The organism is Halopenitus sp. POP-27 (assembly GCF_029889855.1).
Lineage (GTDB): Archaea > Halobacteriota > Halobacteria > Halobacteriales > Haloferacaceae > Halopenitus > Halopenitus malekzadehii.
The window spans coordinates 72,338-98,595 of record NZ_JARANU010000008.1 but is presented as its reverse complement, the minus strand read 5'-3'; the positions used below and the strand labels follow the sequence as shown (position 1 = coordinate 98,595).

Annotated in this window: 25 protein-coding genes, 1 tRNA gene and 3 pseudogenes; 16 read left to right on the top strand and 13 right to left on the bottom strand. The window is 58.0% G+C overall.

Features of this window, described 5'->3' with window-relative positions; translation table 11 throughout:
* Window positions 1-136: 136 nt before the first annotated feature.
* Window positions 137-559, bottom strand: a complete 423-nt coding sequence (gene lwrS, locus OQF70_RS06840) for an LWR-salt protein (protein ID WP_280536627.1) — start codon at window positions 557-559, stop codon at window positions 137-139.
* Between the two features lie 11 nt (window positions 560-570).
* Window positions 571-846 (bottom strand): 4a-hydroxytetrahydrobiopterin dehydratase, encoded by a 276-nt coding sequence (locus OQF70_RS06835; RefSeq protein WP_280536626.1) that lies wholly within the window; start codon window positions 844-846, stop codon window positions 571-573.
* Between the two features lie 86 nt (window positions 847-932).
* Between OQF70_RS06835 and uppS the strand changes: the two genes are divergently transcribed.
* Together uppS and OQF70_RS06825 are read left to right on the top strand one after the other, a co-directional pair.
* Complete coding sequence (gene uppS / locus OQF70_RS06830) at window positions 933-1,862, top strand: polyprenyl diphosphate synthase (protein WP_280536625.1); 930 nt, start codon at window positions 933-935, stop codon at window positions 1,860-1,862.
* A gap of 115 nt (window positions 1,863-1,977) precedes the next feature.
* Window positions 1,978-3,054 (top strand): annotated as a pseudogene (locus OQF70_RS06825) (aminopeptidase); the annotation flags it as partial.
* Between the two features lie 84 nt (window positions 3,055-3,138).
* Here OQF70_RS06825 and lrp read toward each other — a convergent pair.
* Window positions 3,139-3,597, bottom strand: a complete 459-nt coding sequence (gene lrp, locus OQF70_RS06820; RefSeq protein ID WP_280536624.1) for an HTH-type transcriptional regulator Lrp — start codon at window positions 3,595-3,597, stop codon at window positions 3,139-3,141.
* Between the two features lie 126 nt (window positions 3,598-3,723).
* Between lrp and glnA the strand changes: the two genes are divergently transcribed.
* Window positions 3,724-5,091 carry a type I glutamate--ammonia ligase gene (gene glnA / locus OQF70_RS06815; protein ID WP_280536623.1) on the top strand — a complete coding sequence of 456 codons (1,368 nt, stop codon included), beginning with the start codon at window positions 3,724-3,726 and terminating at the stop codon, window positions 5,089-5,091.
* 396 nt (window positions 5,092-5,487) lie between these two features.
* Here the strand turns inward: glnA and OQF70_RS06810 are convergent, their stop codons facing one another.
* Window positions 5,488-5,943 (bottom strand): 30S ribosomal protein S19e, encoded by a 456-nt coding sequence (locus tag OQF70_RS06810; protein ID WP_092816217.1) that lies wholly within the window; start codon window positions 5,941-5,943, stop codon window positions 5,488-5,490.
* 174 nt (window positions 5,944-6,117) lie between these two features.
* Between OQF70_RS06810 and thiL the strand changes: the two genes are divergently transcribed.
* A complete protein-coding gene (gene thiL, locus OQF70_RS06805; RefSeq protein ID WP_280536622.1) occupies window positions 6,118-7,044 on the top strand; it encodes a thiamine-phosphate kinase in 927 nt (308 codons plus the stop codon).
* 69 nt (window positions 7,045-7,113) lie between these two features.
* Here the strand turns inward: thiL and OQF70_RS06800 are convergent, their stop codons facing one another.
* Window positions 7,114-8,256, bottom strand: a complete 1,143-nt coding sequence (locus OQF70_RS06800) for a site-2 protease family protein (RefSeq protein ID WP_280536621.1) — start codon at window positions 8,254-8,256, stop codon at window positions 7,114-7,116.
* A gap of 100 nt (window positions 8,257-8,356) precedes the next feature.
* Entirely contained in the window at window positions 8,357-9,382 is a 1,026-nt protein-coding gene (locus tag OQF70_RS06795) for a succinylglutamate desuccinylase/aspartoacylase family protein (RefSeq protein WP_280536620.1), read from the bottom strand.
* 219 nt (window positions 9,383-9,601) lie between these two features.
* Here OQF70_RS06795 and OQF70_RS06790 point away from each other — a divergent pair, with 219 nt between their 5' ends.
* Window positions 9,602-10,951 carry a RimK family alpha-L-glutamate ligase gene (locus tag OQF70_RS06790; protein WP_280536619.1) on the top strand — a complete coding sequence of 450 codons (1,350 nt, stop codon included), beginning with the start codon at window positions 9,602-9,604 and terminating at the stop codon, window positions 10,949-10,951.
* Window positions 10,952-11,178: 227 nt separating this feature from the next.
* Here the strand turns inward: OQF70_RS06790 and OQF70_RS06785 are convergent.
* Window positions 11,179-11,370, bottom strand: a pseudogene (locus OQF70_RS06785) (DNA-3-methyladenine glycosylase 2 family protein); the annotation flags it as partial.
* A gap of 65 nt (window positions 11,371-11,435) precedes the next feature.
* On the opposite strand from OQF70_RS06785, the gene OQF70_RS06780 reads away from it, so the two are divergent.
* From OQF70_RS06780 to OQF70_RS06755, 6 genes are all read left to right on the top strand, one after another.
* The gene (locus OQF70_RS06780) at window positions 11,436-11,939 is read left to right on the top strand and encodes a hypothetical protein (protein WP_280536618.1); all 504 of its coding nucleotides are present in this window, start codon (window positions 11,436-11,438) and stop codon (window positions 11,937-11,939) included.
* Window positions 11,936-12,895, top strand: coding sequence for a tyrosine-type recombinase/integrase (locus OQF70_RS06775; RefSeq protein WP_280536617.1), 960 nt, complete (start codon window positions 11,936-11,938; stop codon window positions 12,893-12,895). The genes OQF70_RS06780 and OQF70_RS06775 overlap by 4 nt, the downstream gene beginning before the upstream one ends.
* Window positions 12,896-13,998: 1,103 nt before the next feature.
* Window positions 13,999-14,139: a hypothetical protein gene (locus tag OQF70_RS06770; protein WP_280536616.1), complete on the top strand. Its 141-nt coding sequence runs from the start codon at window positions 13,999-14,001 to the stop codon at window positions 14,137-14,139.
* A gap of 6 nt (window positions 14,140-14,145) precedes the next feature.
* Window positions 14,146-15,099, top strand: coding sequence for a hypothetical protein (locus OQF70_RS06765; RefSeq protein WP_280536615.1), 954 nt, complete (start codon window positions 14,146-14,148; stop codon window positions 15,097-15,099).
* Between the two features lie 119 nt (window positions 15,100-15,218).
* Window positions 15,219-16,544: a hypothetical protein gene (locus tag OQF70_RS06760; RefSeq protein ID WP_280536614.1), complete on the top strand. Its 1,326-nt coding sequence runs from the start codon at window positions 15,219-15,221 to the stop codon at window positions 16,542-16,544.
* A gap of 105 nt (window positions 16,545-16,649) precedes the next feature.
* Complete coding sequence (locus OQF70_RS06755; RefSeq protein WP_280536613.1) at window positions 16,650-16,958, top strand: hypothetical protein; 309 nt, start codon at window positions 16,650-16,652, stop codon at window positions 16,956-16,958.
* Between the two features lie 5 nt (window positions 16,959-16,963).
* Here OQF70_RS06755 and OQF70_RS06750 read toward each other — a convergent pair whose 3' ends face one another.
* On the bottom strand, window positions 16,964-18,064 hold the full coding sequence (locus OQF70_RS06750; protein WP_280536612.1) for a hypothetical protein: 1,101 nt from the start codon (window positions 18,062-18,064) through the stop codon (window positions 16,964-16,966).
* A gap of 129 nt (window positions 18,065-18,193) precedes the next feature.
* Between OQF70_RS06750 and OQF70_RS06745 the strand changes: the two genes are divergently transcribed.
* On the top strand, window positions 18,194-18,457 hold the full coding sequence (locus OQF70_RS06745) for a winged-helix domain-containing protein (protein ID WP_280536611.1): 264 nt from the start codon (window positions 18,194-18,196) through the stop codon (window positions 18,455-18,457).
* A 29-nt stretch (window positions 18,458-18,486) separates the two neighbouring features.
* Here OQF70_RS06745 and OQF70_RS06740 read toward each other — a convergent pair whose 3' ends face one another.
* The 3 genes and pseudogenes from OQF70_RS06740 to OQF70_RS06730 all read right to left on the bottom strand — a co-directional run.
* Window positions 18,487-18,900, bottom strand: coding sequence for a hypothetical protein (locus tag OQF70_RS06740; protein ID WP_280536610.1), 414 nt, complete (start codon window positions 18,898-18,900; stop codon window positions 18,487-18,489).
* 39 nt (window positions 18,901-18,939) lie between these two features.
* Window positions 18,940-19,467 carry a hypothetical protein gene (locus tag OQF70_RS06735; protein WP_280536609.1) on the bottom strand — a complete coding sequence of 176 codons (528 nt, stop codon included), beginning with the start codon at window positions 19,465-19,467 and terminating at the stop codon, window positions 18,940-18,942.
* Window positions 19,468-20,111: 644 nt separating this feature from the next.
* Window positions 20,112-20,510 (bottom strand): annotated as a pseudogene (locus tag OQF70_RS06730) (DNA-3-methyladenine glycosylase 2 family protein); the annotation flags it as partial.
* A 132-nt stretch (window positions 20,511-20,642) separates the two neighbouring features.
* Between OQF70_RS06730 and OQF70_RS06725 the strand changes: the two are divergent.
* The 4 genes from OQF70_RS06725 (at window position 20,643) to OQF70_RS06710 (ending at window position 23,899) form a co-directional block, all read left to right on the top strand.
* A complete protein-coding gene (locus OQF70_RS06725; protein WP_280536607.1) occupies window positions 20,643-22,625 on the top strand; it encodes a 3-hydroxyacyl-CoA dehydrogenase NAD-binding domain-containing protein in 1,983 nt (660 codons plus the stop codon).
* A 148-nt stretch (window positions 22,626-22,773) separates the two neighbouring features.
* Window positions 22,774-22,848 (top strand) — tRNA-Glu (locus OQF70_RS06720).
* 126 nt (window positions 22,849-22,974) lie between these two features.
* On the top strand, window positions 22,975-23,409 hold the full coding sequence (locus tag OQF70_RS06715) for a disulfide bond formation protein B (protein WP_280536605.1): 435 nt from the start codon (window positions 22,975-22,977) through the stop codon (window positions 23,407-23,409).
* 94 nt (window positions 23,410-23,503) lie between these two features.
* Window positions 23,504-23,899 carry a DUF5820 family protein gene (locus OQF70_RS06710; protein WP_280536604.1) on the top strand — a complete coding sequence of 132 codons (396 nt, stop codon included), beginning with the start codon at window positions 23,504-23,506 and terminating at the stop codon, window positions 23,897-23,899.
* Between the two features lie 62 nt (window positions 23,900-23,961).
* Here OQF70_RS06710 and OQF70_RS06705 read toward each other — a convergent pair whose 3' ends face one another.
* Both OQF70_RS06705 and OQF70_RS06700 read right to left on the bottom strand, forming a co-directional pair.
* The gene (locus tag OQF70_RS06705) at window positions 23,962-25,893 is read right to left on the bottom strand and encodes an acetyl-CoA carboxylase biotin carboxylase subunit (RefSeq protein ID WP_280536603.1); all 1,932 of its coding nucleotides are present in this window, start codon (window positions 25,891-25,893) and stop codon (window positions 23,962-23,964) included.
* A 108-nt stretch (window positions 25,894-26,001) separates the two neighbouring features.
* Window positions 26,002-26,253 (bottom strand): DUF5822 domain-containing protein, encoded by a 252-nt coding sequence (locus tag OQF70_RS06700; protein ID WP_092816199.1) that lies wholly within the window; start codon window positions 26,251-26,253, stop codon window positions 26,002-26,004.
* Window positions 26,254-26,258: the final 5 nt, after the last annotated feature.

Genomic DNA, 26,258 nt, shown 5'->3' with positions numbered 1-26,258 from the left:
GACCGGGTAGGCGATCGATGCGAGTCGGTATCAGTATTGTGGTGAGATCGGCCGAATGACACGTTGGTGACGGAGCCACGAGGTGGCCGGATCATCACGCCAGTCGCGGATGGCCCGCGCATCGGACTGGGGACGATCACTCACGTACGTGGATCGAGGACCCGAAGTACGCGTGGAGGACCGCGTCCGGATCGTCGTCCGCGAACGGGGACGGTTCCGACTCGATGGCGCCCCGCAGGTCGCGCAGGTACGACGCATCCGTCCGGAGCTCGCGAAAGGTGACGTCGGCGATCGTGATCCCGGGCGCATCTCCGAGTCCGAGCCGCTCCCGGAGGGGACCGTGGAACCGTTCGGGGTCGCTCAGCGTGCCATGCCAGAGCCGATCCCGAAACAGGAGCCATCCCTCTCGCCCCGGATCGGGTGCCGGGATCCGGACGATCGTCTCCATCCGGTCGGGCGAGACGGTCGCTGCGGGCGGATCGAACTGCAACGTAACGCCGAAAACGTACGCGGCGCGAGTCTCGTCGGTGGGACCCGTCCCGTGATCACGATCGGCCATTCGCCAGGCGCTCAGTACTCGTCGTTCACGAGGTCGGCGAGTCGGAGATCGCTGTCGGTGATCCCGTCGGCTTCGTGGGTGGTAAACCGGACCTCGACCTCCCCGTAGCCGATCCGGATCTCCGGGTGATGGAACTCCTCCTCGGCGACTTCGCCGACGTCGGCGACGAAGGCGATCCCGTCGAGATAGTCATCGAACTCGTAGACGCGGACGATCTCGTCGTCGTCGCGTTCCCATCCATTCGGGAGGCCCCGCTCGACTTCCTCGTCTGAGAGGACATCGGACATACGTGATCCGTTCGTCTCCGGTCTGTTAAGTGTTCGCGCGCACGTCACTCAAAAGACACATATCACCCGACCGTGTTGTCTCGGACGTGCTGCAGCGAGCCCGATCGTGGATCGAGGGGACCTACGAGCGGCTGCTTCGCCGCGAGATCGGCGACACCCCGACACACGTCGCGATCATTCAGGACGGCAACCGCCGTTACGCCCGCGAACACGGGGCCGACGCCCCCGAGGGCCACCGCGCGGGCGCCTCGACGACCGAACAGGTGCTGGAGTGGTGTGGCGACCTCGGGATCGAGGAGCTCACGCTCTATGCGTTCTCCACGGAGAACTTCGACCGCCCCGACGAGGAGCTCGAACCGCTGTTCGACCTGTTGGCCGAAAAGCTCCGTGAGTTCGCCGACGCCGACCGGAGTCACGAGGAGGGCGTCCGCATTCACGCGATCGGCGCCGTCGACCGCCTCCCGACCCGCGTCAGACGCGCGGTCGAGTACGCCGAGCGCCGGACGGCCGCCAACGACGGCTTCCGGCTCAACGTCGCCATCGCCTACGGCGGCCGCAACGAGCTGCTCACGGCGGCCCGGGACGTCGCCACCGACGTCGCAAGCGGGTCGCTTGCCCCCGATGAGGTGGACGTCCGGGAGGTCGAATCCCGGCTCTACCGCGAACCGGTCCGCGACGTCGATCTGATCGTTCGGACCGGCGGTGACGAACGAACCTCGAACTTCCTGCCGTGGCACGCCAACGGCAACGAGGCTGCGGTCTACTTCTGTGCCCCCTACTGGCCCGAGTTCTCCCGCGTCGACTTCCTGCGGGCGGTTCGGACCTACGAATCGCGCGAGGAGTCCTGGCAGCGGGCGCGCACCGACCGCGCCGCCGCGCTGGTCCGTGCCGTCGCCGAGGGCGAGGTCGTCGAGGCCCGTGCCGTCGCGCGCCGGCTGCGGGACCATCTCTCTCGCGGCGAGGCGGCCGACCTTCCCGCGGAGCTATCGAGCCGCGATCCGGAGTCGGCCGAGTGAGGGTGCTGCCCGGAGGAGGGAGGCCCTCCCGACGACGTTGCTCTTCGACCGACCCGAAACCGGTCGCCGTTCTTCGACCCGAAACCGGTATTCGATCGGAGCCGCCATCGGGCGTATGGACCCACGGATCCGCGAACACGCCGAGACGATCGTCGACCACTCCACGGGGATCGAGTCGGGCGACACCGTCGTGATCCAGCTGCCGCCCGAGGCCGAGGACCTCGCGGTCGCGTTGGCCGAACTGTGCGGGGACCGCGGCGCACAGCCGGTCTGGATCTCGAACGCCGAGCGGTTCAGCCGCGCGTTCAAGCGCGCGGCCGACGGGTTCGAGGAAGCGGCCCACGAACTCGCGATGTACGAGGAGACGGACGTCTTCATCATCGCCCGTGGCGGCGCCAACGTCACCGAAGGCGCCGACGTCGACCCCGAGACCAACGCGGCCTACAACCGCGCCCGGAAGGCGATCAAGGAGGAGCGGCTCTCGAAGACGTGGTGTCTCACGCAGGTGCCGACCTCGGGACACGCCCAACTCGCCGGGATGAGCACGGAGGGGTACCAGAACTTCGTCTACGACGCCGTCTCGCTCGACTGGGCGGCCCAGCGCGAGTTCCAGTCGAACCTCGTCGAGATCCTCGACGACGCCGAGACGGTACGGATCCGGTCGGGCGAGGAGACGGACATCACGCTATCGATCGCCGGAAACACCGCACTCAACGACTACGGCGAGGCGAACCTCCCCGGCGGGGAGGTCTTCACCGCACCGGTCCCCGATCGCGTCGACGGCCACGTCCACTTCGACCTCCCGCTGTACCGGTACGGCCGCGAGATCGAGGACGTCCGGCTCACCTTCGAGGACGGCCGCGTCGTCGACCACTCGGCGGGTCGCAACGAGGACCTGCTGACCGCGATCCTCGAAACCGACGAGGGGTCGCGGCGGCTCGGCGAGCTCGGGATCGGGATGAACCGACAGATCGATCGGTTCACGTACAATATGCTCTTCGACGAAAAGATGGGCGACACCGTCCATATGGCGGTCGGGTCGGCCTACGACGACTGCGTCGGCGAGGGGAACGAGGTCAACGAGTCCGCCGAACACGTCGATATGATCGTCGATATGAGCGAAGATTCGACCCTCGAGGTCGACGGCGAGGTGATTCAACGGAACGGAACGTTCGTCTTCGAGGACGGTTTCGACGGCGTCGACGATGCTGCTCCCGAGGATGCCGGTGATGACGTTCCCGACGACGACGCGGCAGCGTAGGTAGTAGCCAGTCGTTCAGTCGTTCAGTTCGAGCTCGAACTGTTCGTTCTCGGTCACCGCGTTCAACACGACGGACGTGTTCGACTCGCGGATGTCCGCGTCCGTGAGCAGCGACTTGATCTGATCGTTCATCCCGTCGGTGTCCTCGAACTTCCCGACCGCGATGACGTCGTAGTCGCCGGTGACCTCATAGACGGAGATCATCCGTTTCTCCGCTCGAAGTCGCTCCGTGATCTCCGGAAGCGCATCCCCTTCGACCTTGAGTTGGACGATCGCGGTGACGTCGTAGCCGAGGTTTCCGTAGTCGACGATCGGCGTGTAGCCGTCGATGACGCCCTCGTCCTCGAGGTCGTTGAGGTGGTTCGAGACGGTCGTAACGGATACGTCGAGATCCTCGCCGAGGCTTCGCAGGCTTGCTCGACCGTTGCCCAAGAGTGCGTTTATCAGCTTGGCATCGAGGTTTTCGTACGTCATTACACCGTATCACGTCCTAGGGGGATTAGAACTTTACGAATATCCAATTCCGATCGCGGGTCGGCGGGTTATGCACCAATCGACAAGACCTTTATACTAGGGATATTCGGTTGGGGTGTCCAGAAAATGACGGACGAACACACTACGCCCGACGGCGGCCTCTCCGCCGACGACCAGGCAGTCCTCGACCGCATCGACGAGGAGGATATCGACTTCCTCCGGCTCCAGTTCACCGACATCCTCGGCGTCGTGAAAAACGTCTCCATCCCGGCCCACCAGGCCGAGAAGGCGCTAACCGAGGGGATCTACTTCGACGGCTCCTCGATCGAGGGCTTCGTCCGGATCCAGGAATCCGACATGCGGCTCATTCCCGATCCGGAGACGTTCGCGGTGCTTCCCTGGCGCAACGACGGCGACGGCGGCGCCGCCCGACTCGTCTGTGACATCGTCGACACCGATGGCGAGCCCTTCATCGGCGGGCCGCGACAGGTCCTCAAGTCGGTCCTTGCGGAGGCCGAAGAGATGGGGTATTCCGTTTCCATCGGTCCCGAGCCGGAGTTCTTCCTGTTCGAGAAGGATGAGGAGGGGAACGCGACGACGATTCCCCACGACAACGGCGGCTACTTCGATCTCGCACCCAAGGACCTCGCCTCAGACGTCCGCAAGGAGATCATCTTCACCCTCGAGAAGATGGGCTTCGAGATCGAGGCGAGCCACCACGAGGTCGCCGAGGGACAACACGAGATCAACTTCAAGTACGACGACGCGCTCTCGACGGCGGACAACATCGTCACGTTCCGCGCGGTCGTCCGTGCGGTCGCCGAACAACACGACCTGCACGCGACCTTCATGCCGAAGCCCATCGCGGAGATCAACGGCTCCGGGATGCACACCCACATCTCGCTGTTCGACGAGGACGGCAACAACGCCTTCGCGGACGACGCCGACGAGTTCAACCTGAGCGAGACGGCCTACCAGTTCATGGGCGGACTCCTGAACCACGCCCCCGCGTTCACGGCCGTGACGAACCCGACCGTGAACTCCTACAAGCGGCTCGTCCCCGGCTACGAGGCGCCGATCTACGTCGCCTGGTCGGACACGAACCGTTCGGCGCTGATCCGCGTTCCGGACGCCGCCGGCGTCTCCGCGCGCTTCGAGGTTCGCAGTCCCGATCCGTCGTGTAACCCCTACCTCGCGCTCGCGACGCTCATCGCGTCCGGGCTCGACGGGATCAAAAACGGCGCCGACCCCGGCGACCCGGTCCGTGAGGACATCTACGAGTTCGACGAACAGAAGCGCGAGGAGTACGGGATCGAGACGCTCCCGCCGAACCTCGGACGGGCCGTCGAAGCGCTGGAGGACGACGACGTCGTCCTCGACGCGCTCGGACCCCACACCGCCGAGAAGTTCCCCGAGGCGAAGAATCAGGAGTTCAGCGAATACCTGACGCAGGTCTCCCAGTGGGAAGAGGATCGATACCTCGAGACGTTCTGATCGGGTACTGATCGTTCGATCCGGGGTAGGCCGCCGGGGTCAAACCGCGGAGTCAGACCACCGTGTCGAGGTTCACGGATCCCGGGTCCGCGTCAGCACCGTCCCCGTTTTTTGCGACGCCGTCGACGATCGATGACACCGATGATCGCGAGTGAACGATCACTCCGGCTCGCTGAAGCCGTCGATACGAGGGATGGGGATCCGAACGATCCGGATCCGGAAGTGATTGAAAACGGGGCCGCGGGCCGTCTCGGCCAGGCCGCCCGATCAGACGAAGAAGGCCAGTCCGACCGCGGTCACGATGACGATCGCGAGCCAGACGACACAGATGATGCCCATCTGTCGCGGCGTGAGCGCTTCCCCTTCGAGTAGCTTCCCGACGTTCATAGCACGGAGTTAGGCGTATCGCTCGAGTTCGGGGCGGTCGAGGTCCTCGAAGACCGACTCGGCGACCTCGTTGAGGAAGGTGTGGCCCTCGTCGGTGACGCGGCGACCCTCGCCCTGGGCGGTCTCGACGAGTCCCTCCTCCTCGAGAGCCTGCAGCGAGGTGCGGATGATCTTTCGGGAGCCGCCGGTGTGTGCACCGGGGGAGACCACGTAGCGGTTCGATCCGCGCTTTTTGCCGCCGTATTCGGTCGCGAGGCGTTCGAGGCCGATCGGCTCGTTCGTCGCCACCTTGCGGAGCAGGCTCGCCGAGCGGACGAACCAGAAGTCCTCCTGCTCGGGGGGCAGCTCGCGGTCGGCGCCGGTCTTCGTGAACTGAACCCACTCGGGCTCGTCGATGCGGTCCGCGAGTCGGTCGGCCGCCTCCTCGATGAGGGCGTCCGCCGGGACGTCGTAGAGACTTACCATTGGGGAGTGATTCTTCCCTGTTAGGGTTAAAGGCATCGTCTCGAGAAGCCGCCGTGTGAAGCGGTTTCACGCCCGGTTCCGGCCACCGGGGCACTCACGTCATCGATCGAGACCGAGCGGTATGCCGTCGGCGTCGTCGAACCTTTTTAACTGGCGGAACCGGAGGGGGACCCGATGGACGAACGCGAGGCGCTGGCCCGGATCGCGACAACCCTGCCGGACGCGGGCGACGACGCCGCCGTCGTCGGGTCGACCGTGATAACCACGGATATGCTCCACGACCGGACCGATTTTCCGGCGGGTACGACCCGATACACGGCGGGCTGGCGGTCGGTCGGCGCGTCCCTCTCCGACGTCGCGGCGATGGGTGCGGACGCGACCGCCGCGGTGGCCGTCTACGCGGACGTCGAGTTCGATCCGACGGCGATCGAGGCGTTCATCGACGGCGCCGTGGACGTCTGTGAATCGATCGGCGCGCGATACGTCGGCGGTGACCTCGATCAGCACACCGAGTTCACGACCGCGACGACCGCGATCGGCGAGACCGACGCGCCGGTTCGACGGTCCGGCGCCCGCCCCGGAGATACAGTGTGTGTCACCGGGACGCTCGGCCGGAGCGCCGCCGCGTTCGAGCTGTTCGAGGACGCAGCGGCCGATCCAGGGACCACCGCATCGACCGATGACCGCCTGGATCGCGCAAACGAGCTGTTCCGGTTTCCGCCGCGGGTCGACGCCGGCCGTGCCCTCGCTACCCACGCGACGGCGATGATGGACTCCTCGGACGGATTGGCCCGCTCCGTCCATCAGATCGCGACCGCCAGCGACGTCGGCGTCGCGATCGACCGACCGGCCGTGCCGATCGATTCCGCGGTCGACGACGTCACGGACACGCCTGAGGACCGCTGGCAGGCGGGGACACGGTTCGGCGAGGATTTCGAACTCGTCTGTACGATCCCCGAGACGGCCCTCGAGACCGCCATCGATCGCTGTCCGGTCAACCTCACGCGGATCGGCTCCGTCGTTCCGGCGGATCACGGCGTCACCGTGGACGGCGACCCGCTTCCGGACCGCGGCTATACCCACGGCGACGAGCGATCGTAGCGCACACGGCGATCGGTGCTGCGCCCCGCGTGGCGCCCACCGGTTGCGGCTGCGACCACCGGATTCCGGTCAGGCGGCGACTATCTGGACCGGCACGAGCATGAAACACGTCGCGCCGACGAGGAAGGTCACGATTCCGACGAGCAGTCGGGGCCAGCCGAGTTCCGATTCGTCGAGCGGCGTCGCCGGTCCCGAGAAGGCGATCGCGGTGGCGAACAGCCCCCAGAAGGCCCACAGTCCCACGGATTCGTTGATCCCGTAGTCGAGGACGAGGTAGAGGTATGCCGCGATCGAGAACAACGCGCCGGGAACCAGGGCAGCGACCGTTTCCTGGCGCTCGCCGAGCATCGCCCGGGTCATATGGCCGCCGTCGAGCTGACCGACGGGAAGCAGGTTCAACAGCGTAAAGAACATCCCGACCCAGCCGCCGATCACGACCGGATGCACCGCCTTCGTCGGGTCCTCGTACCCGGTCGGTCGGCCGATCGCATCAGCGATCCACGAGAGCAACGGCGGGTCGTTGAACACGATGACCTCACCGGACCGCTGGAGCACGTACTCCGGAACGGTGATCGGATCGAGCGACAACCCGATCGCGGTCACCACGACGGTCGCGAGCAGGCCCGCGATCGGGCCGGCGGCCCCGATGTCGAAGAGCACCCGCCGGGAGGGGATTCGCCCCTTCATCCGGATGATCGCGCCGAGTGTTCCGAACGGGAAGACGAAGGGTATCACGTACGGCAACGAGACGTTGACGTCGTAATACCGACCGGCGGCGTAGTGGCCGAGTTCGTGGGTCAACAACACTCCGAGCACCGCCGCGGTGAACGGCCACGCCTGCAGGACTGCAAGGGGACTCGACCGGATCGTCGACAGCGGGACGTAATACCACCCGTAGGCGCCGACGAACAGCGTCGTGAGAATCGTCGCGATCAGGAGCCCGAGGTTGGTCCACGGGATCCCGTCCGGACGGGTTCCGATCGGCCGCGCAAGGAGGACGTGACCGCCCTCGACCTGTCGGATGTCGATCTCGTAGCCCGCCTCGTAGAACGCCGGCGCGACGCGATCGAGGAGCGCACGCTCCGGAACGAGCGATTCGCCGACGTACCGGATCGTCTCCCCGTCGCGGCGGACCTCAACCAGGTGAAAGAACGTCTCAAGCTCCTCGGGTCGCGGGACGGGAGTCGGGTCCACGTCCTCGCTATCTGCCATTGATCCGCGGTACGTCATCGGATCGTATAAATCCCGCGTCGGGAGATGGATGCGGCGATCGCGGTGGCCGTCGATCGGTGCACGGCGACGGTTCGGCGTCTCACGATGGTGCCCCGTCCGCGAACGACTGCTCTCGTTTGATGACCCGGCGGACGCCGGCATCGAGTTCGACGAGATGACACAGCGGGTTTCCGGGATACACGACGGGGTTTTCGAGGATCCCGACGAGCAGCCCCGTGAACGGCGCCTCGACGGTGGCGTCGTCGGCCTTGAACGGATTGGTGATCGTCGCGATCCGGTCTCCCTCGTGGACCAACGATCCGCGCTCGTAGTGCATATCCACGATCCCTCCGTCGTCAGCTCGTATCCAGGTCTTCTCATCTGACCCCGAGATGATCGTGCGCCAGCCAGGCCAGCGAACCGACGACCGCTCACGGAGACCGTACTCGGCGAACGTCGAATCGACGCCCGCAAGCGCCTCGTCGATCAGGCCCCGCTGGAACCGATGCGCCTCGCCCATCTCGATCGTGATCGTCGGGATCCCGGCAGCGGTCGATTCTCCGCGGAGCGTCCCGCTCGGGCCCTCGCTGTCGATCACGACGTTCGATCCGAACGCCAGCGCGAGTCGGTGGACGTCCGGATCGGCCATATCCGCGCGCACGTGAAGCATGTTCGTCCGTCCGCGGGTCGAGGTGTGAAAATCGAGTCCGATGTCGCAGGGCTCGATGAAGTTCGTGAAGATACGGTGGGCCATCCGCTTCGAGCTCGTCGATCCCTCCTTGCCCGGGAACGACCGGTTGAGGTCGCGGTCGTAGACCGGGAGATACCGCTGTTGGGCGAGGAACCCGGGGACGTTCAACACCGGGAGACACACGAGCGTGCCGGCCAACTCCGAGAGGTCCCACTCGTTTGCGACCTCGCGGACGACCTCGATGCCGTTGAGCTCGTCGCCGTGGGCCGCAGCCGACAGGAACGCCGTCGGGCCGGGATCCGCGCCGTTGATGATGGTGACGGGGATGCGGACGGGGTCCCCGAGATAGGTTTCGCTGATCCCGTACCGGATGTTCTGCCGCTCGCCGGGTCCGACTCGCCCTCCGTTATAGGTGAAGGCCTCGTCGTCGCTCATACGTCCCCGAGCGCCGGCGGCGGTATATATATGCCGTCGTGGAGACGTCATCGTGCCGCTCCCGTTCTCGACGTCCCCCAGAACGTTTCGAGAGCACGTTTTGCGGGCGCCTCGATGGCGCGATGCGACGAATCACCTCGATACTCCGCCTTCGCGACCACTCCGATATCACGATTGATACCGGATGTTTTTACCCGGATCCCGCCGATCGATCGATCGATGACCGGGGACACCGCTCGCGTCGGGGTATTGTCGTTACACAACAGCAAGGAGACGAAGGCGATCCTGAACGCCATCGAGGACCTCGGCCACGAGCCGTTCTGGCTGCGCAAGGAGAACACCGCGATCGAGGTCACCGACGGGCACGTCAGCATCGAGCCCGACGTCGACGTGGTCCTCAACCGGCTGTTGCTCTCGAACACCGACCAGCCCGCCGAACACCTGGGGCTTGCGACCACCTTCGAGCGCATCCGGCCGATGCTGAACGAGCCCGATGCCGTCCTCGCCGCGATACACAAGTTCGCGGCCGCAGCGACGCTCGCCGACTGGAACGTGCCGGTTCCGGACGCCCTGCTCGCGCTCTCGAACGAACGGCTCAACCAGGGCCGCGAGCGGTTCGGCGACGTCGGCGTCTACAAGACCGCGATCGGCACTCACGGCGGCGGCACCTGGAAGGTAGACCTGACCGAGCCGGTCAACCCCAAGGTCGGAAACCGGCAGGCGTTCCTCCAACGCCTGATCGAGCGCGACGACGAGGACCATCGGGACCTCCGCGTCTACGTCGTCGGCGACGAGATCGTCGGGGCGATGTACCGATACGCCCCGGAGGGCGACTGGCGAACGAACGTCGCCCTCGGCGGCGACGTCGAGAACGCACTCGATGATATGCCCGATGAAGCCGCCGAGATGGCCCTGTATGCCTCCGAGGTGATGGGGCTCGATTACGCCGGCGTCGACCTCATCGAGGGATACGACGGCTGGTACGTCCTCGAAGTGAATCCGACCGCCGGATTCAAGGGACTGTTCGAAGCGACCGGCGTCTCGCCGGCCCCCCACATCGCCAAACTTGCGATCGAGAAGGTCGGCGGCACCGTCGACGAGGACCGAGTCAAGACGCTCGCCGGCACCCTCGACGACTCGCGACCCTCGTGTGCACCGCCGGTGTCGAAATCTCTCTTCGAGGACGCGCCGATCATCGGCTACATCGAGGAGGTCGTCGCCACGGGGACGTCGGGATCCGTCCAGGCGCTCGCCAAGTCCGACACCGGCGCCACCCGAACGAGCATCGACACCTCGCTGGCCGCCGAGATCGGCGCCGGCCCGATAAAGAGTATGACACGGGTCAAATCCGGCAGCAACAAATCCGGGAAGGCACGTCCGGTCGTCGATCTGGTGATCGGGATCGGCGGCACCCAGCACACCGTCACGGCAAGCGTCGAGGATCGCGGCCATATGGAGTACCCGCTGCTGCTCGGTCGCGACATCCTCGAACACTACCGGGTCGACGTCCGCAAGCGCGTCGACGACGACCGATCCGACGCCGAGGATCCCGAGCTCCTCGAGGAGTGACTCGACGCTCGCGTTCGCCCCGTCCCCTCACGTAACGCGACCGTTCGAACCGTCGCTGGGACGTAGGTATATACCCGATCACGACACACGCCGCCGCGTGACCTAGCCGTCGTCGCGCGACGGATCGCGGGTGTCCGGTATCCCCGTCGCGTGTGGTTCCTGGTCCGGCGTCGCGGGTGATCCCTGGCCCGGCAACGTCCGGACCCCCCCGATACCGGCTGTTCGCTTCACCGTTCGTAGGCTGCCCAGACGTATCGCGTCCCGTAGCTCCGGTAGGGTCGCCACGGCTCCGCGATCTCCCGCATCTCCCCACGCGAGAGGTCGTTACCGTCCGCATACAGCTGTTCGATCCCCTTCCGCACGGCGAGGTCCCCGAGCGGCAGCACGTCCTCGCGCCCGAGCACGAAGATGCAGTACATAGGTTATAGTATTTCAAGAAATTCCCTGTAAAGACTTTTAGCGCGGGAGAGATAAATGGGGAGATATGGGTAAGAGGAAACCTCAGATAAACATAGCAGTCAACTCCGAACGAAAAGAACGATGGAACGAAGCTGTAGCAGAGGATCCCCGGTTTTCTACTATGTCTGACTTGATTAGAATCTCTGTAGAACGGGAGATTAGCAGCGAAAATCAGGATAGTTCTCACAACGGATCCAAAGAGGTAGCAGAGCTTACAGAGAGGGTAGAAGCTCTTGAAAGTGCTATCCGGGGTATGGGAACCGACTTTCAGGAATTGAAGGGCATCATTGAAAACCAAACTCCCTCTAATCAGAATCTTCGGAGTGAAGTGTTTGCTACCCTTCCTGAGGGAGATATGGCTTCTCCGATCACTCCCGAACGGGTAGCAGAGAAGATAGGGGGACCGGTGGATACCGAAACGGTGGAAAATGTCCTAGACAAGTTGGCTACCCAAACCGGACAAGTCGAATCTGTGATCGGGACCGAAGAAGGGGACATTAGATACCGTAAGAAGGGGGATAAGATATGAATACCCCTCAAGTTGTCTCTGAATGGCTTGAAGATAAGGAGTTAATGTATGACTCCAAAGCCTCATACAAGAAGAGACAGAGCGACGTGAGACAGTTTTTGAAGTGGCTGGATAGTAATAACAAGGCCTTCGTTCCGATCGAACGGGACCGACACAAGTCCCTGATACACCGTTACTTCCTCTCTCTGAAAGACGACGGATACGCACGTAATACGATGAAAAGCCGGTGGGATAGTATCAAACTGCTATACGACGACTTAGCGGGTTTCCATTCTGTTATTGATGAAACTCCCTTTGAGGATTTGTATGAACGAAGCCACTACCTCCCCGATAAGACAAGAGAAGAAACCGAATCGGAGAAGCCGTATGTAACCAGAGAACAAAAAGAGATTCTCTGTAATAACGTCGCTTCCCCGGCTTTCAGGAATGAGTGTATGATTCGGCTTATGTGGCATACTGCTTTGCGGGAGGGAGAAGTAGCTGAATTGAAGGTGTCTGACGTGAACTTAGCAGAGAACAAGTTAGATGAATTTTGGTCCCCCAAGATCGGGACCGAACGAACGGTTACATTCAAACCTTCCCTGAATTGGTGGCTGAATGAATGGATTAACGGCGGATACCGTGAGTCATACACCAAAGCTTCGGAGTCTGATTATCTCTTTCTGACTCATAGGAGTGAGAAATTCCCAAGGGATAGGCCAAACAAGGTAATAAAGAAGGCTGCTTCGGAGGGGCAAATTCAGTCTGTGAGGAAAGTAGATACCGCCGGGAGGGAGATACACGAGATAACCTCACACGCTATCCGCCGGGGACATGCTATGCACCTTCTGAAGAACGATGTCGACTTGAGAACAATTCAGAAACGATTAGGTCATGCTAAGCTGGATACTACCATAGAATATCTACCTATCTCGCCCGAAGATACCTCTGATAAGATCGAAGGTATCCAGTTTTAGATTCTCCCCTTTTGGTAACGACATAACCTAGTATGGCACTACAATTCTGGATAGCGGTACTTATCTGAACTTGTGTACCTAGAGCTAGAATCGCAAGAAGGCAGTACAATCACCGATATTTAGCGGTGATTTTAGGTAGAAAATAGAGGATATAGACCCTGATTACAGTATGGTATTTGATAGGTACCCCTGATTTACCCTATTATGTCCTTCTATGAGAAACACAAAGGAAGAAGAGGATCCTGATTGAATCTTGGCTCGGACTACCCTAACCCCGATCGAAGGGGAAGGGGATACCCTGCTTTTCGCTCTAAGGTTCGATAGTAGCCATTGAACCAAGCTCTTGAGATTCTTTCTGTAGGTGAGTGGTTTCCATCGTATTGTACTGAATGTCTCATAGGCCCTTCAGAGGTGTGTCTCACAGAGCTTAGAATTGATTTGAGGGAGGAAGAAGAGAGAGGAAGAGTGACGATCGTACTAGTGAGATTAGAGACTCACAGAAAACAAGAGACAGAGAGTACATTAGAGATACTCTAGAAGAATCTAAAGAGAGAAAAGAAAAGAGAGACAGCTTTTGGAATAGAGTTAGATTACTATTGATTATTACTAACTACATATATTACTATAAGTTATTTATATCAGATTAACGAACAATGAAACCCGTTATGATATTATCTAGCTAAGCACCAATTTTTACGTAAGTGGTTCTTGACAATGGATATCTCCCGAAAGCACTAAAATTAGACTCAAAATTCACAGATTATTTTTCTAGAAAGGACTTTTCCCTATCTTTGTAAAGTTTAATTCGTAAGTATTATAAGGTTATAAGCCAAATTACATAATGAAAGATGACAGAAAACGAAAAGCGGTTCACGACAATAAGTGTTACTCCCGATATTCGGGAGGAATTACAGGAAAGAATGGAGTATGGAGATTCGTATAGCTCCTTCTTGAGGGAGGAATTAGGGCTATGAGCGACGTTTTCCACATTTCCCTTTCGGAAGAGAATAGTCAATTTATCAGAGAAATGTCTAAGGGTACTAACCTCAATAAGCACGAATATGCTAGTCAGATTTTAGATAACTATTTAGATGGAGACAATTATGAGTAACAAGCTAGAGATTGATTTAGAGGAATATCACTCCGATCGTTTTAGCTATATCTGTAAAAAGAGCGATAGGAGCGAAGAGGAAATGGCGAGTTTAATCATCGAGGATTTTGTCGAAGATATTTTTAAGGAATGATTTTTTATGTCTAATAAAATTACAGTTTATCACGATGGGCCCGGTGCCCAAGTTCAACGGGAAGTTTCGAAGAGCGAAATAGCAGAGCTTGGCAAAAACTGGAAAGTCGCGGATGATAACCAATACCAAGGTTATGCAGTCTCGGAGCTATCTCAAGCCGCTAAGGCTGATTTAGTAAATGAGGCATATTCTCCAGAGGAAGAAGAAGGGGTTTCGGTCGAATTGGAGTTAGGCTCTGATAATCCCGAAGGTACTTCCTTTGAGATTAACCCGTCTATGGAACGGGATTCAATGCTTGAGTCTATCTTTACTGACGAAGAGCTTGAAGAGCTTCAGAAGGCAGAAGAATTGGAGAATCCTTCTTCGAAGGAAGAGGAAGAGTCTCACCTATCCTATAAGGAACAGAAGGCTCGCGATCGCCAAAGGTGGTATGACCGGCTTGACGAAGCGGGATACAGAGAACAGAAATTCGAAGAACAGCTTCAGGAAGCCAAACGGAACAGAGATTGGTTGAAAACGCCGGAAGATCGACCGATTACCGAATTGACGGCCGGCGAATTTAAGGAGGTTATCCAAGGTGAAGAATCTGAAGAGGCTGAACTTGAAGCCGAATTGATGGCTCAATTTGAGGAAGAAGAAGAGTCTGAACCTGAAGCTGAAGTAGCAGAGCTTTCCTCGGAAGAGAAGGAGGCTCTTCGTTCTGCTTGGGATCACGGAGTATGGGAAGAAATGGCTGAAGAGATTCTTGAGGAACAGCAGGCTTCTGACGTCATATCTAAGCATAACGGGGATACCAAGATCGTCAAATACTCGGATCGTGATAGGGTTCGGATTCAAACGGATAACACGGATCTACGATACGAGATTTTGGATAATAGAGAGGCTGACGGTATCGATATTGTAGAAAACCAAAAGCACGGAGATGTGATCGCTTGGGTAGATCCGGATAAGGTTCTCTGAGAAAGTCTTAAAAGTTCAAGTATTCAAAGAGAATCCACGATAATCTAAAATAAATCCAATCGAGGTAACTACTGAAATTAGCAAACTTCCCCGTTGGAGCGGGGAGGAAGGAAGGAAGTATGCCTTTGCACTTACCTATACGTTCTGATAACTATTTAACTTTTGCGGACTTAGACAGTAGAATAGACAATAAAACCGTATCTTATAGCACTATATTCGATCGCATTTGCGATTTAATTCCTGATTATCCGGTATACATCCCATTAGATAACCTCAAAAAGTATCGGAGTAGTTCAGGGTGGCAGAGGAAAGAAAATCTAATTGATGAACAAGAAGCTAAGAATCACCTTTCTGAAGGTGGGAATATTGGCCTTATTCTCGGGAAGTGGTTCAATGGTACGACTTGGGTTCTCTTCGATGTAGAACGGGAGGGTATATTACCTGAAGATTTGAAGGCGGTAATTGAGCCTCATACGGTAATCTCATTCCATTCTCCCCACGGGGGACATAACCGACTTGTTCGGATCGAAAACAAAGAAGCCTACAATCTTCTTAACAGCTATAAGACGACTATAACAAGTATTAGAGATAACGACGAAGCAGATTTAGAGCTAATCACTAATGGAGCTACTCCCCTCCCTCCCTCTGAAATATCTCATATCTATTGTTCGGGAGAAAAACCGTGTAACGGGGAAGGAACGGATCGATATATTACAGCCTCAATAAACCCCGAAGCCCCTCCTATGGGGATTGATTCAATTGAGAGGATAGGGGATCTGCTTGGCTTGGAGGGAGATACCGAACCCGATTATGACTCTCAAGATATAGGTAATGTTCCTTCCCCCCGTCCGAAAATCAATATCAAAGAAGAATACAAAGAGAATGTCCCCTATGTAGAACATTCGTTTAACGATAGGCTAGAATATATGAAATATGGGGATTGGAAGGGACAAGAATTGTTTATCAAGCTCTGGAATGGTAATTTTGAGGATATACCCGGATCCAATAAACAGGGAAAGGCAGAGTGTATACTAGCAAATTATATCGGATTCTTCTTCGGTAATAATGAGAATATAGTTCGTCTTTTGATGGATATGGTTCCTTTCGAGACTTATTACTCCAAATATGATTCTCACCGGAAGGCTCTGATAGAGTATGCTACTTCCGTAGATTGGTGTTATTGTGAGGGAGTATCATTTAGTGCTAAATATGAAACTGCTTATCAGATTTGGATTAACGATTCAATGACTATTGAAGAGATAGCTGAAAGAATTACTGTTAAAGAAGATCCTGTATATCGGAGTATCAAAGTTCTCCAAGCTGAAGGTATGATCGAAAAAGAAGGAAAGATAATTAAGAATAAACAAATCACCGAAGGATACCTAACTAAACTATATAATGTTAATTCAAAATATAATTCTGAACTTGAAGAGGGTAATGTATGATATATAATACTTCCTTCTTCTTTTGTTAACGTGAGAAAATCAGGTATAATCGCAAGAAGGGACGGATTTAATTTATAATGGGGTTTTAGACAAATGAGATTAGATATGACTCAAATTTCAAACGAGATTAAGCAGGATATTCCTGAAGGATATACGGTCGATCGGATCCGGGTTAATCTAGACAAATACGTACCCGATATATCCGAAGAAGAAAGGCCCAAAATCTTAGCACAATGGCAGAGAATCGCTCGGGAAATAGTGAATGATACAATCACCGTAGAAGGTGATAAAAATCTGAATAGCTTGTATCAGTACAAGATAACTCACCTCAAATGCCGAAATGAACCGTTGTATGATTACGAAGAAGAGGAATGGTATTGTCCTATCTGCGAAAAGGAAGAAGAAGTAGGGTGAGAGAACTAATAATTCGAATAGCTTACCTGAGCTACACCATACTCTGCAGTTGTACTGCTTTCTTTAACTACCTCTCCATCTTTTAGTATCTGAACAACCAACTCGTCAGAATTAGCTTCCTGCTTTTGAGCATTAGCAGATATGATATCGGGATCTCCGTCTATCTCAATTGTTTCTGTCCCTGAGCCATCAACTGAACTTGCCGAACCGCCACTACCGACGGCTCCAGACCATTCTCCATCATATTCTATTCTGACTTCGTAAGAGGAACCTGAGTCACCACTATCATCTGTTGAATCAGAATCACCACTATCATCTGTTGAATCAGAATCACCACTATCATCTGTTGAATCAGAATCACCACCTTCATCAATACCATCTTCTGAGGTGACTTGAGCAACACCGTATTCGGCAGATGTTCTTTTAGAGGCAATAACCTCACCATCTTCAAGAATTTCTATTACTAACTCATCTGAACTATCATCTTCCTTTTGAGCATTGGCAGAAACAATAAATGGGTCTCCATCAACATCAAATGTTTCTGTCCCTGAACCATCTACAGATCTTGAAGAACCATCCCCGCTAATTGAGCCGGACCATTCTCCATCGTATCTTACTCTTACTTGATACCCGGAATCACCAGTCTCTTCCTGAGGTTCACTAACTGTTATTGTATAAGATACCTCGTCATCTTCAGTTAGTATAATAATCTCATATTCTCCTGCTTGGAAAGTACCGGGTTCGATGTTGATAACAGCGTTATATGTCTCTCCCGACTCTAATTCTACTTCTTCAGAAGCAACAGTATTACCTGCAGGATCTTGTATTTCGACAGTTTGTTCTCCTACACTTCCGCCTGTATTCTCAACTACACCTCCGACTGATATTTCATCTGTTGAAAGGAAATTAGTTTCATCAACGGTTTCTACAACTTCAAATACTGCCTCAGTTTCACTTTGTGATTCTTCTTCAGGCTCTTCTTCGGTTTCTTCTTCAGGTTCGGATTCTTGATTTTCTTCCGGTTGATCGTTATTTGTGTCACCACTACAGCCTGCTAGAGCTACGCTCGTTCCAATTCCAATGAGGACCTTTCTACGTCGGACCATAATGTCGATAATAATAGATTAGCTCTATAAAACTTTGGTTACTAATTCGTAATTACTCACATACTAATTAGTGTTTAGGTATTTACAAGTAAAAGAAGTTATCCACCTAGTATCGATGTATAGCTAGTAATGCGCCGCAAAAGAGGGGAATGGCAAACCTCTCTAGACGATGAAATTTTGGAGATATTAGCTTCCTCTGAACTTGTTCTTAGCCCTTCGATTATCGCCTACAATTTGGATCGCTCTAGGGAAGGAGTAGCTTCTCGGATCAGGATACTGACTAATTACGGATTAATCGAAAAGGAACAGAGAGGGAAATACAAGATCACCGAATCGGGGAGAAACTACCTCAAAGGGGAACTTGATGCAAGCCAATTAGAGGAAGAAAGTTGATTGGAAAGTCGTTACATTCGAACTAAAAACTATACTACACCACAGATCCACCTGATAACATCGACTAATAGCGGAATCGCTAGAATCGCAGTAAGAGCTACCAATATAAGATTAGTATTCCTTCTCTGTCGTTCAGTTTTAATCTGATGAGCTAGCTGTAGCCCCTCTTGATTGAGTCCAAACGAACTACCATCATCACTTTCATACTCTCTTACTAGTCCAGCAGACTTTAGGAAGTTTATAGAATCTTCTAAATCAGTTATTTCCAAATTTAGGTTATCAGCTAATGTATTTAATTTGATCAACTGATCTATGAATATCGGATTTTCCAAATCGATATCCTCCGCTAATTGGTAATCCGGTCCAATAGCCATCTTATATTCATACATCTCTTCCAGAATTTTTACCCAATTCGCTCGTTCTTCCCTGAATAGTAGACTCATACTTATCCACCCCATTTACAGAATTTGGTACTTATGTCTCTAATTCACTCTGCCAAGGAAACGCCATATATGTTTCCTGAAAGATGGATCTTCCAGATTCTCCAAAGCTTCTCCCGAGATATCATTGGCTTCATTTATGTTTTCCTTGAGAATCTCTTTGTTACGTTCTCCTGCCGCCCATCCTTCCATACTCATCTCCCTGTTTACGCCAAGTTTCATCGTATCATATAACTCTTTGATATTATTAGAACAAACTTCCGACTCTTCGAGAATAGGGAATAATTTTTCAATTTCGTTCTGTACCTCGTTACTTATCCACCATTTGTTTCTAAAATAATTTCTTTTAAGATCCTCTTTCAAATCTCTAATGTATTGAGGGTTATCCGTACTTACTACAGTATCTTCATCAAGGTGATTGACTAACCTGATTGTCGTTTGTAGCTCTTGGATCCTGTCTATTTGTTCCCTGTAGAATGAGAGAAATTGACCTATTAGAACGGCAACTATACCACCAAGAAACGAGGCTAGAACTACTCCCAAGGTAGTCCATATTTGGGGAATTTCCATAGGAGTAGACAAGATTCAAACCCCAAAGAATCTACTTACTCCAAAACAACCCCCAGTAACCTCCTACAAGATTAGACAAAGCTTTGCAAAAATATCTCTTCTTTCTACCCAAGATTACCGACTTAGAAGAGAGAATAATCAATATAAACCCGAATACCCCCGTTTTAGAGTATATAGAATATAGTAACCACCTAGATTTGAGGTATCAGGGCCTATACTCCCCGATATTGCGGGAATTAGGATATCTCATAGATTGGCTGACTAGGTTAGTCTGTAATTAGGATTTTGTAGTTTGAAGGGTGTTAAAGTTCTATATTCAGGGGATAACAGTATACCGGGGGTTGGTTTTTAGATTAGCGACGTGAAGGCCCCAATCCCCTTTGGCTGTTATATACTCATTACTTTCAGTTATTATTAATCTGATATGTACTCTCAGATAGTGATTTGCGATCGACTAATTCTAGAGATTATTTTACCACGAATCGGAATTTATTTAAGTTAGTAGTGTATAAATTAAAACGCCTCTGCTTCTAGGCGCTTCCCGGTTTAAATCCGGGATTCATAGCCAAGGGGGATCACATCCCCCGATTCTTCCATTTCCCTCCTTGGCGATCTTACAGAGAAATTCAAGAACTTGAAAGACCTATGAGGTACATCCGCGCGGTCCAGTCCCCGACGCCACGGATCCGGGTAAGATCGGCGATCGCATCCTCGTCGGTCGTGTCCGCGAGTCCTGCCGGCGTGAGATCGCGATCACGAAACGCCTCGGCCGCCGACCGGAGGTACTCGACCTTCGTCGCGCTCAGCCCCGCCTCTCGGAGCGATTCCTCGTCAGCCGCCAGCACCGTCTCCGGCGTGACGGTACCCCCGAGCACGTCGAACGTCCGTGTTCGAATGGCGTCGGCGGAGGCCGTCGAGAGCTGTTGGTTGATTATCGACGTACAGAGCCGCCGAAACGGCACCTCGGCGGGCGTAACGTGTAACGGCCCGTGGCGATCGATGAGCTGGCTCACGACCGGGTCCGCCCGGAGCGTCTCCTCCACCGCCGACGGAAGTGGATCCGAACTCACAAGCGCGTGGTAGTCGCTCGGCGCGCATCACGGTTTCGTCCGTGCCTCGCTGCCGTCGCCCGTCGAGGGAAAACGTTGAACCGAGCACGGAGCGACCGACCGAGTATGCGACTCGCCGACGTCGATCTGGTGACGGTTCTCGGTGCGGGGAACATGGGACACGGGATCGCCGAGCTGGCCGCGCTGGCCGGCTACGAGGTCCGGATGCGGGACATCACCGAGGAGTTCGTTCACAACGGCTACGAGCGCATCGAGTGGTCGCTCGGGAAGCTGGCCGAGAAGGACCGTCTCACCGACGCCGAGGCCGAGGCGGCGCTCGACCGGGTCACGCCGCTCGTCGACGTGGAGGCGGCCGTCGAGGACGCCGACGTCGTGATCGAAGCGGTGCCCGAGACGTTGGAGATCAAAACCGACGTCTACACGGAGATCGAGCGATACGCGCCCGAGGACGCCGTCTTTGCGTCGAACACCTCCAGCATTTCGATCACCGATCTCTCGGAACTGACCGACCGACCGGCGCGGTTCTGCGGGATGCACTTCTTCAACCCGCCCGTTCGGATGGAACTCGTCGAGGTGATCGCCGGCGCACACACCGATCCGGACGTTCTCGAACTGATCGAGGGACTCGCGGAGTCGTTCGGGAAGACGCCGGTCCGCGTTCGCAAGGACAGTCCCGGATTCATCGTGAACCGGGTCCTCATGCCGCTGTTGAACGAGGCCGCGTGGATCGTCAACGACGGCGGCGCGACGATGGCGGCGGTCGATTCGACGGCGAAGTTCGACATCGGGCTTCCGATGGGGCCCTTCGAGCTCGCGGATCGGATCGGCATCGACGTCGCCTATCACGTTCTCAAATACCTCCAGGAGGAACTGGGCGACGCGTATCGACCGTCTCCGCTGATCGTCGAACGGGTCGAGGCCGACGAACTCGGCAAGAAGTCGGACGTCGGCTTTTACGACTACGAGAACGACGGTGCCACGATCCCCGCCGACGCCGGTGACGACACGATCCGTCACCGGCTGCTTGCGGTGATGGCCAACGAGGTCGCCGGGCTGATCGAACGCGACGTCGCCGATGTCGAGGCGATCGATGAAGCGGTCACGCTCGGGGCCGGCTTCCCCCAGGGACCGGCACGGCTGGCCGACGAGGCAGGTGTCGGGATGGTGCTCGAAGTCCTGCGAGACCGGTACGAGAAGACGGGCGCCGACCGATACCGGCCGACCGACGAGTTGATCGAGACCGCCGATCGAGGTGGGTTTTACGCAGATGCGGATGACGTGACCGGTTCCGTATCGAGGACGAATTACGAGACGCTCGACGTTCGCGTCACCGACGAGGGCGTCGGCCGGGTCACGATCGACCGCCCCCACCGGATGAACACGATCACCGAGGACCTGTTGACCGAGTTCGACGCCGCGATCGATGAGCTGGCCGCGAACGAGAACGCACGCGCCGTCCTGGTTACCGGTGCCGGCGATCGGGCCTTCTCGGCCGGTGCGGACGTCCAGAGCATCGCCGCGAGCGGGGCCGACCCGATCGAGATCACGGAACTCTCGAAGCGGGGTCAGGAGACCCTCGGTCGACTCGAACGGATCGGTATGCCGGTCGTGGCCGGGATCAACGGCTACTGTCTGGGCGGCGGGATGGAACTGGCAGCCGCCGCGGACATCTGGATCGCGTCGGTGGGATCGGAGTTCGGGCAAACCGAGCACAACCTCGGGATCATGCCGGGTTGGGGCGGCACACAGCGACTGCCGCGCATCGTCGGGGAGGGGCAGGCAAAGGAGATCATCTTCACGGCCGACCGGTACGACGCCGAGACGATGGCGGAATACGGCTTCCTCAACGAGGTCGTTGACTCCGGTGACCTTGAGGACCGATCACTCGCCTTCGCCACAGACCTCGCGGCCGGCCCGCCGATCGCACAGCGGTACACGAAGCGGGCGATCCACGCGGGACGCACCGACGCCGAGGCCGGGCTGGCCGTCGAGGCGCAGGCGTTCGGCCAGCTGATGAGCACCGAGGACGTGATGACCGGGATGACCGCCTTTATGAGCGACGAGGAACCCGAGTTCGAGGGCGAGTGACGATCGGCGCCGGAATCGTGCGGGGACGCCGGCGTCGTGAGGGCGGCGACGTCGGGGGCCGTCGACGTCGCGGGACTGTGTCCAACCCACACGGCGCACGCGATTGAAGGGATTTATTAGGATCCCTCTACTCGGTTCGAATGTCGACGCTCGGTTGGTGTAGTCCGGCCAATCATGTTGGCCTTTCGAGCCGACGACCAGGGTTCAAATCCCTGACCGAGCATTCTTTTGAGGGATTCACGGCGAGCCGTCGGTCTCGCGATCGACCGGCCGCCGGCACGACGGGTGACCGTCGCGACGGGCGGCGGCGTTCTGGATCCTTTATGCCGACGCCGGTTCGATCGTGGATATGCGCGCCCGCTCCGTCCTCGGCAGCTGTGCGATCGTGGCCGCGGTCGCCACGGCCGGCAGCCTCTGGTTCAGCGAGGGACTCGGGTTGGTTCCCTGTGAACTCTGTTGGTACCAGCGAATCCTGATGTATCCGCTCGTCGTGATCCTCGGCGTCGGCACCCTCGAGGATCGGGTCGGAACGTGGCGAACCGCCCTCCCGGTCGCCGTCCTCGGGATCGGCGTGTCGGCGTCCCACGTCTGGCTCCAGCTGGCTCCGAGTGCGACCTGTGGGCTCGACGGGGCCTGTACCGCGGTCCAGTGGCGTGGGCTCGGCGTCTTCACGATCCCTCGGCTGTCGCTGCTCGCGTTCCTGCTCGTGACGATCGGGCTTGGCGCCCTGGCGCTGGCCGATCGGGGGATCGTCGACCCGGCTCGGATCGGTGTCGATCGATGACCGGCCGGTGCCGGGCGTTCGCGTCGGTGACCGATCGCGATGGACGTACTCCGGCGAACGCGGGGCTTTCAACCGTTCGCGATCAACGACCGGTATGAGTCTTCCCGATCTCCCCGACGGCTGGCGCGTCTGGAACGAGGAGCCGAACGGGCGCGCGATCGTCGCGTTTCGGCCCGACGTGTTCACCGAGGACGACTTTCCGGCCGCGTGTCTGCCGACGATCTACCTGACCAACGGCTCGCGCGACCCCCGTCCCGGAGCGGGCCAGTACCAGACCGACGAGTGGCACATCGTGTTGTTCCTCGAGCCGGAGGTCGAGGTCACCGCCGAGACGTACGACGATCGCGAGGCAGCCGTCGACGCGCTCGTCGACCTCGCGGCGGGGTTCGCCGACGGCGCGGTCGACTACCACGAGCCGTACCAGGTCCCTCGTGAGGAGTACCTCGCCGAACTCGACCGGCTCACCGGCGATCGGTCCGGGGTCGAGTAGGGACCGAGCAGGGACGTGGCCGGGGGTGGAGTCGGAGTGGCGTCGACGCCCTCGCCGGCGTCTCACTCGAGCACGACGAGGGGGTCGCCCATATCGACGCTGTCCCCCTCGGTGACGTGCACGCTCGCGACCGTGCCGCCACGCTCGGCGACGACGTCGTTCTCCATCTTCATCGCCTCCAGCACGCAGACGACCTCGCCGGCGGCAACTTCATCGCCCTCGGTCACATCGACCGAGAGGATCGTTCCCTGCATCTCGGCGTCGATCGCCTCACCGCCCTCGGCACCTTCGACCGCGTCGTCCGTCGTCCCGGTGTCGCCGCCGGATCCGGACGAGCCATCGGCGTCTCCGGGACCGACGTGGGGTGGCCGACCGGGTCCGCCGGCGCCGGGTCGGCCACCAGCTGCGGCCGCGCCGGCGTCTGCGAGGTCCTCGATCGCGGGGACGGCGGGGGCACCCCGCTCCTCGAGGGCGACCTCGAAGCGTTTGCCGTTCACCTCGACCGTGAACTCGCGCTCGCTGGTCTCGGCGTCGTCCACATCGGTCGTCGCGTCCGCGTCCTCGACCGGCGTCTCATCGCCCCAGCGGTCCTGGGCCGCGTCGATCCGGTCGGGATCGAGGGACTCGTCGAGGTAGGTCGTGGTGTGAGTCCCGTCGCGAAAGCGGTCGTCCTCGACCATCAGCCGATGGAACGGGATGATCGTGGTGACGCCCTCGACGTCGTATTCGGCGAGGGCGCGTCGTGACCGATCGAGACACTCCTCGCGGTCGCTTCCCCAGACGATCAGCTTCGCGACCATCGAGTCGTAGTCGGTGACGAGTTCGTCACCCTGCCTGAGCGCGTCGTCGACGCGGACGCCGATCCCGCCGGGTGGGTCATAGGTCTCGAGCCGACCGCCGCTGGCCGGCGCGAACTCGTCGGCGGCGTTCTCCGCGTTGATCCGGAACTCGATCGCGTGGCCGTTGAGGTCGACGTCGTCCTGGTCGATGGAGAGCCCCTCGCCCGCGGCGACGCGGATCTGCTCGGCCACGATGTCGACCCCGGTGAGCGCCTCGGTCACGGTGTGTTCGACCTGGATCCGGGTGTTCACCTCGAGGAAGTAGAAATCGGTGTCGGGTCCGAGCGGCTCGTTGGGATCGCGGTCCGGATCCTCCTCGACGAGGAACTCGACGGTCCCCGCGTTGGTGTAGTCGGCGGCGGCGACGCCGCGTCGGGCCGCCTCGGCGATGTCCGCCCGGAGTGCGGGCGAGAGCGCGGGGGAGGGCCCCTCCTCGACCACCTTCTGGTGGCGGCGCTGGAGCGAGCAGTCCCGCTCGCCGAGATGGACTACGGTTCCGTCGTCGTCGGCGATGATCTGTACCTCGACGTGTCGTGGGGAGTCGAGATATCGCTCGAGGTAGACGGAGTCGTTCGAGAAGTAAGCTTCGCCCTCCCGTTTTGCCGACTCCAACTGGTCGTCGGCCTCGTCGGCGCTCTCGACGACCTTCATCCCGCGGCCGCCGCCGCCGCCCTCGGCCTTGACCGCAACGGGGTAGCCGTGCTCCTCACCGAACGCACGAACCGCGTCCGCGTCCGCGATCGGTTCGGTGGTTCCGGGGACGATCGGCACGTCGGCCGTCTGCATCACGCGACGGGCCTGGGTCTTCTCCCCGAGGCGTTCCATCGCGGCCGCCGACGGGCCGATCCACGTGATCCCGTCGGCCGCCTCGACGCGCTCGGCGAAGGCCGCGTTCTCCGCGAGAAAGCCGTATCCGGGGTGGATCGCGTCCGCGTCGGCAGCGCGAGCCGCCTCCAGGATGGCCTCCTGGTCGAGGTAGGAGTCGGCCGCCCGCGCGGGCCCGACGTTGTAGGCGACGTCGGCGTACCGGACGTGGCCAGCGTCGGCGTCGGCCTCGCTGTAGACCGCGACGGTCTCGATCCCCAGCTCCTCGCACGCGCGCATCACCCGAACCGCGATCTCTCCGCGGTTCGCCACGAGAACCCTGTCGAACATCCTTGTCCGGCCATTTCCCCAGCCGACACCTCATTCTATCGGTTCATCGTGGAAGTTTAGATCGACGATCGTCGAAATCATTTGGCTCCCAAACGACATCGACGCCGATCAGTCAGCGTCGACGACGTCGCCGGCCTTCGTCCGTTTCGCGTACGTGTAGACGGCGATCGCTGTCACGAACCAGACCGGTGCGCCGACGCGGATCGCGAAGGCGACGCGGGCGCCCCACGTCGGAAGCGCGACCTGCGTGGACGCCAGCGCGACGATCGGGGCGCCGACGAGGATCGTGACGACGAACGTCGTCTGCATCACCCAGCCGTAATCGACGCCCTCGACCGTGGACCGTTCGACCGGTTGCACGCCGC